This window comes from Dethiosulfovibrio salsuginis, assembly GCF_900177735.1.
Taxonomy (GTDB): Bacteria; Synergistota; Synergistia; order Synergistales; family Dethiosulfovibrionaceae; genus Dethiosulfovibrio; species Dethiosulfovibrio salsuginis.
Map to the genome: position 1 here is coordinate 1 of NZ_FXBB01000061.1, position 5241 is coordinate 5241.

The window sequence follows — 5241 nt, forward strand, 5'->3', positions numbered from 1 at the left end:
CGACGTTGCTCCATAGGCTTTATCTCGGCAAATACCGATGTCTTACGCTCCTGCTGTTGCGCCTCTTTGCAGGCAGCTTTGCGGACCTGGTTTTGGCGGTAATAATAGGTATGAACGTGGATTCCCTTGGATTTGCACCAGGCCCTTACGGTCATTCCGCTGGACCGACAGTCATTGATATGATCTGTCCAGATCTTTAAGGTCTCTGCTAGCTTAGCTTCTTGGTTCGTCATCATTGGTCTACCACCCCCGTACTGATTGAGTTCCCTTCAGTCTTCATCGTGGGGCGATTATCTCACGCCGATGATGATGCTACGAGGTACTGCTAGCTTTGACGCTTACGCTCTTCCAGGTCGCCCCTCCTTAACGTATCCAAATGTATATAGCAAAACATTTTAGATTCTTAAGAATGTTAATATTATTAAGATTTTTTATCTTAAGATAATCAAATCCCCTTGCATTTTTAAAATAAAGGCGTATCCTGTAATTGTTGCGGCAAAAAACTGCTTTTCGTGTTTTTTCCTTGTTTTCGTGTTTGTGAAAACCATGGCGTCCTCCCACTCTATATATCAGACCCCAAAGAAAAGGAGGTGAACTTAATGGCAAGCTTTGTACCTATGTCCAGCCGCATCGTCATGAGGTGTCAGGTGGGAACCACTGTCGACGGAACTCCTAAGCTCGGGAGCCTGTCGATCTCCAAAGTGGATCCCGCCCTCACCGCCGACAAGGTGGACGCCGTGGTAACCGCTCTGGGCGGACTCCTGTCCGTTCCGGTGGTGGAATCCCACAAGGCCGACGTCAACCTGGTCTCAGCCTAGGGAGTTTTTGCGATGATAGAGAGGAGGTGAAAACGTGAAAACAGTGAAGATGATCTTCGGAAAGGTCGACGGAACCAAGACCAGCCTCTCCCTCCGCTACGCCAAGGACGACCTCACCGAGGCCCAGGTTCGAGGTGCCATGCAGGCGGTTATAGACAACGACGCTCTCACCGCCGGTGTGGTGTCCATCGTCGGGGCGGAGCTGATCGACAGAACGGTAACCGACATAATCGTCTAGAAAAGGAGGTCCTGATAGTGGAAGAGCTACTGGCCAGCGTGGCCCAAAACGGCTTCTCCATAGCGGTAGCGGCCTATCTGCTGATCCGCATGGAAAGCCGGGTCGAAAGCCTCAGCCAGGCCATACAGGAACTGAGACTAGCCATAGTGGAGAGCAGAGTTGAATAACCGTGTATCCCTCTCTCCCCATTTCAGGCTAGACGAGTTTCAGTGCCCCTGCTGTCTCACCGTACGCCTCCAGCCGGAACTTCTCCACCGGTTGGAGGCCCTCAGGGGCCGATGGGGCCCTGTGAGGATAACCAGCGGCTATCGCTGCCCCAGCCACAACCGAGAGGTCGGAGGGGTGGAGAACAGCCGCCACATGGTAGGGGCCGCCGCCGACGTTGCGGTCGCCCAGCAGCGACAAAGGTCCTTTTGCCTTCTGGCAACAGAGGAAGGGTTTAGCTCGGTGATCCCCTACGGGAGCCGAGGATTCGTCCACCTAGCGGTGGACCTTTAAGGGAGGTTTAGTAGTTATGAGTACAGGTTACACAGTGGAAAGCAATGGAATGGACAGAACTACCGTCTCTTTTTATCGTTTTGCCCCTCTGGTTCGGAGCGTCGCCCGTCGTTATGCCGGACGAGGGGCCGATCTTGACGACCTGATCTCCCAAGCGTCCTGCGACGTTCTGGAGCTTATCCTTAGCTGCCCGGAGGATAAATCCATGGCTCTCCATCTGTCTCAAAACCTCCCCGGCAAGGTCCGGGACGCAGCGGCGAAGCTCAGAAGGCAAGCGGACCACGGCAGCATAGAGGAACTGGCCGAGTCGGGCTACGAACCGGAAGACCTGAGGCCCAACTACACTCCCGAGCTTCTTCTTGCGGGAATTCCCATAGAGCCCGACGACTTCCTCCTGGTGGAGGATCTACTCTACGGCCTGACCCAAGCGGAGATAGCCAAAGACCTGGGCTGCTCCCAACAGAACGTCAGCTACATGATAAAGAAGCTTCGGACCAAGCTACATAAACACCTGAACTGATAGACGAACACAGCCCAGCGAACTCAGCCATAGCAAGCCGCAAGCCCACCGAGAGATCGGTGGGCTTTTTCTTTGAGAGAGCCCCTAGGGAAAGGGGATTTTCCTTGACTAGAGGTGGGGTGAGTAATAAAATTGCTCATAAGCTGTCCAGTCCATATTCGGCAGGGAGAACGTCCGCTTCTACGGCGGAGGAATCCCCAATGTCTTCTGCGAAGATGACAGCCTGTCGGAGGAGAGGGTTAGGAAGCTGATCTGCTATAACCGAGAGTCTTAGAACTAAGGGCAGAGTGTCGCTATTTGGTGTGGGATGGGGCGCACTCTGTTTTGTCGAAAAATTAGTTTTTTTGCAGGGCCCCTTATAGCTAAGAATGCTCTAGGGGTTTGTGTGATATCTACCCCGAGAGGATGAAAACGATGCTTTCCGTTATCATAGCGACCTATAATCAAGAAAACTATGTCCTCGATACTCTGAATAGTATGCTGAAGTCCGATGTCCATGATGTGGAGCTGATAGTAACCGACGACTGCTCTACAGACCGAACTCCTGAGGTTGTCGAGGCTTGGATAGATAAAAACGGTCACCGATTCGCCAACGCAAAACTAGTCAAAGGCTCGAAGAATGTGGGTATCGTCGGGAATCACAGAAAGGGTATCGCAGCATCGAAAGGATCTCTCCTCAAGGGTTTGGCTGGCGACGACTGGTTCCTTCCAGGAGCCATTGATGTCATAAAGAAATACGATGGTATAAAAAACACGATTTTCTGTTCTGATGTTGTTGAGGTTAATGAGCTAACTGATAAAAAAAGGATTAGGAAAAACGACCAGCGGCTTTTTATGCCAATGACTAGCAGTGAGAGGGCCAATCTTTTAGCTGGTGTAGGTTGCATGATCCTAGCTCCAGGAGCTTTTTACTCAAGGGATGTGTGGGAAGACTCGGCGGATCTTCTTTGCGGAATAAAACACATAGAAGACTACTATCTATGGTTTTGCTCTGCAAAAAAAGGAAAACAATTCGTGGAAGTGGGGTTCTCTTCAGTTTGCTATAGGGTTCATGGTAATAATATATGTGCACCTAAGTTTAAAAAATTGTCTATAACACAAAGGGATTTCTTAAAAGATGAGATGGTCGTAAATATACAGATATCAAGAGATGCTGAGGTGTCTCTTCTTGCCAAATATAGTGCTATGGTGCGATTTGTATCAGGTTTTGTATTTTCAAAAAGCTACGACTATGTGGGGAGAAGCGTTGCTATGTGGCTATTGAGGGTAATTCGTTTAGCAGATCCCATATACTTCAAAAATGCGATAATCAAAGTTGGAGAGCGCATTTTGAATCTATGAAGTGGGCCTGACAAGGGAGAAACTTGCTCAAGTTTTCCTTTGCTGCGGAGGAGTGCCCATGGAGAAAGGACCAATAGCTTCCCTTGGAAGTGTGATACTCTAAAAGAGGCCCACTTTAGGGTTCTTTGATAGCCGAAAAAGGGTAAGCGTCAAAGCTAGCAGCGATGGCTGTCAAGACACATGTCGCGTTTCTTGAGTTTCCGCTGCGCATTCGGAAGCCATCCTATCCTGGTTATCGGGATTTAGAAAAACGATATCAGGCAGGGAAAGATCTCGAATCTCTCGGGCTCCCCATCTTTCCGGGTTTTTGCTTTTTGCTCGCTCAAAGACCTCTCGTCTTTGAGCGAGGATATGATTAGCTTCTTTTCGATGGCGTTGCCCCGGTGTCACAAACCGTAGGGCTCTGTGGCGATGAATCTCGTTGTACCAGTAGACGAAGGATTGAATCCATTCTCTAGCTTCCTGTAGGCTTCCAAAGCCTTGGGAAGGGAAGGCTGGACGGTATTTCAACGTTCTAAACAAAGACTCGGAGTAGGCATTATCGTTGCTTACCCGTGGTCTACTGTAGGAGCTGGTGATTCCCAGTTTTTCCAACGTAGCCTTGAAGGTCGCTGCTTTCATCGGGCTCCCGTTGTCCGAGTGAAGAACAAGAGGCTGGCGGTCAGTTCTAATACCCTCTTTGAAGCAGGTCCTTTTGATCAGCGTCTGGGCATGTTCGCTCGTCTCTTCTTCCTAGACCTCCCATCCTACGATGAAACGGCTAAAGATATCGAGGATAAGGTACAGACGATGCCATCTGCCACGGATTTCCGATGGCAGATAACTGATGTCCCATGACCAAAGCTGGTTGGGGGCGGTAGCCCCGTGGGTTGTCGGACGATGGCTTGTTCTTCTTGCCATTCGTCCCCTGTGATGAAGTTGGTTGTTCTCCCTTAGAATTCGATAAAAACTGGACTCAGAGGCAAGGTAAATACCTTTGTCCGCTAGATTTGCCACGATTTGAGCCGGAGGCATGCTCCCATATTCTGGGCTGTTGGCGATAGCTAATACACGATTTCTTTCCGCTGGCTTCAATCGGTTGCTCGGAGATGGTCGATCGGCACCAGGACGCCCGTCTTCTTTTACATCGCCTCCTAGGGTCCAACGCTGATAGGTCCTGATGTTGATTTCTAAAACCTGACAGGCCCTGAAGAGACGAGCTCCGTTGGTATGGGCTTCTTTGATCAGCTCAACTGCTTTACGGCGATCCGAGGCCCTGATCATTCTTCCTCTTCGTCCCCCCAGATCGCCTGGGCTTTTTTTCTGAATACCAGAAGGGCTGCCGCTTCTGCCAAAGCCTTTTCCTTGCGACGGAGCTCCTTTTCAAGCTCCTGGTACTTTTTCTTCGATACACCGGCCTCTTGTTGGCTTTTATCGTAACCAATCGCCTGTCCTACCGCGGCCTTGATACAGGCGTTACGCCATGCCTTGATGTCCTCCGGGTATAGGCCTTTAGAACGACAATATTCGCTACGCTCAGACTCGTTGAGACCGTATGTCTCCAATACGATCTGGAGCCTATCCTCCCCATTCCAGCGACTTATCTGCGCTTCGTTACACGGGGCTGCTGCTCCTACGACTTGGGCCTCTTTTTTCCATTTGCGGAGCGTGGTTTTCGTTACTCCCGTCTCTTCTGAGAGTTCCGATATCGACCTGTTCTCCGGAGGCAATATCTTCCGAATTGCCGATTCTTTAAACTCCTGGCTGTAGCGTATCATCTATCGCACCCCCTTGATCTATTACTCTACCACCTCAGGGAGACGCGACATATATCCTGACACATAGTG

At 50.3% G+C, this 5241-nt stretch carries 7 protein-coding genes and 1 pseudogene; 6 read left to right on the forward strand and 2 right to left on the reverse strand.

Annotation, left to right across the window (positions count from 1 at the left end):
- On the reverse strand, window positions 1-236 hold a 236-nt coding region (gene tnpA / locus B9Y55_RS12870), incomplete at its 3' end, for an IS66 family insertion sequence element accessory protein TnpA (RefSeq protein ID WP_407641452.1).
- Between the two features lie 363 nt (window positions 237-599).
- On the opposite strand from tnpA, the gene B9Y55_RS12875 reads away from it, so the two are divergent.
- The 6 genes from B9Y55_RS12875 to B9Y55_RS12900 all read left to right on the forward strand — a co-directional run bounded on the left by B9Y55_RS12875 (window position 600) and on the right by B9Y55_RS12900 (window position 3415).
- Entirely contained in the window at window positions 600-818 is a 219-nt protein-coding gene (locus B9Y55_RS12875) for a DUF1659 domain-containing protein (RefSeq protein ID WP_085545744.1), read from the forward strand.
- Between the two features lie 34 nt (window positions 819-852).
- Entirely contained in the window at window positions 853-1056 is a 204-nt protein-coding gene (locus tag B9Y55_RS12880) for a DUF2922 domain-containing protein (protein ID WP_085545745.1), read from the forward strand.
- Window positions 1057-1073: 17 nt separating this feature from the next.
- Window positions 1074-1223 carry a YvrJ family protein gene (locus B9Y55_RS12885; RefSeq protein WP_085545746.1) on the forward strand — a complete coding sequence of 50 codons (150 nt, stop codon included), beginning with the start codon at window positions 1074-1076 and terminating at the stop codon, window positions 1221-1223.
- A complete protein-coding gene (locus B9Y55_RS12890) occupies window positions 1216-1554 on the forward strand; it encodes a D-Ala-D-Ala carboxypeptidase family metallohydrolase (RefSeq protein WP_085545747.1) in 339 nt (112 codons plus the stop codon). The genes B9Y55_RS12885 and B9Y55_RS12890 overlap by 8 nt, the downstream gene beginning before the upstream one ends.
- A 16-nt stretch (window positions 1555-1570) precedes the next feature.
- Window positions 1571-2074, forward strand: a complete 504-nt coding sequence (locus tag B9Y55_RS12895) for a sigma-70 family RNA polymerase sigma factor (RefSeq protein WP_085545748.1) — start codon at window positions 1571-1573, stop codon at window positions 2072-2074.
- 414 nt (window positions 2075-2488) lie between these two features.
- Window positions 2489-3415, forward strand: coding sequence for a glycosyltransferase family 2 protein (locus B9Y55_RS12900; RefSeq protein WP_159448360.1), 927 nt, complete (start codon window positions 2489-2491; stop codon window positions 3413-3415).
- A 171-nt stretch (window positions 3416-3586) separates the two neighbouring features.
- On the opposite strand, the pseudogene B9Y55_RS13760 reads toward B9Y55_RS12900, so the two are convergent.
- Window positions 3587-5172 (reverse strand): annotated as a pseudogene (locus B9Y55_RS13760) (IS3 family transposase).
- Window positions 5173-5241 lie beyond the last annotated feature (69 nt).

Bases quoted from the DNA above. Each gene is read 5' to 3' on its own strand.
- B9Y55_RS12895 (WP_085545748.1), top strand. From the start codon at position 1,571: ATGAGTACAGGTTACACAGTGGAAAGCAATGGAATGGACAGAACTACC.
- B9Y55_RS12875 (WP_085545744.1), top strand. From the start codon at position 600: ATGGCAAGCTTTGTACCTATGTCCAGCCGCATCGTCATGAGGTGTCAG.
- B9Y55_RS12900 (WP_159448360.1), top strand. From the start codon at position 2,489: ATGCTTTCCGTTATCATAGCGACCTATAATCAAGAAAACTATGTCCTC.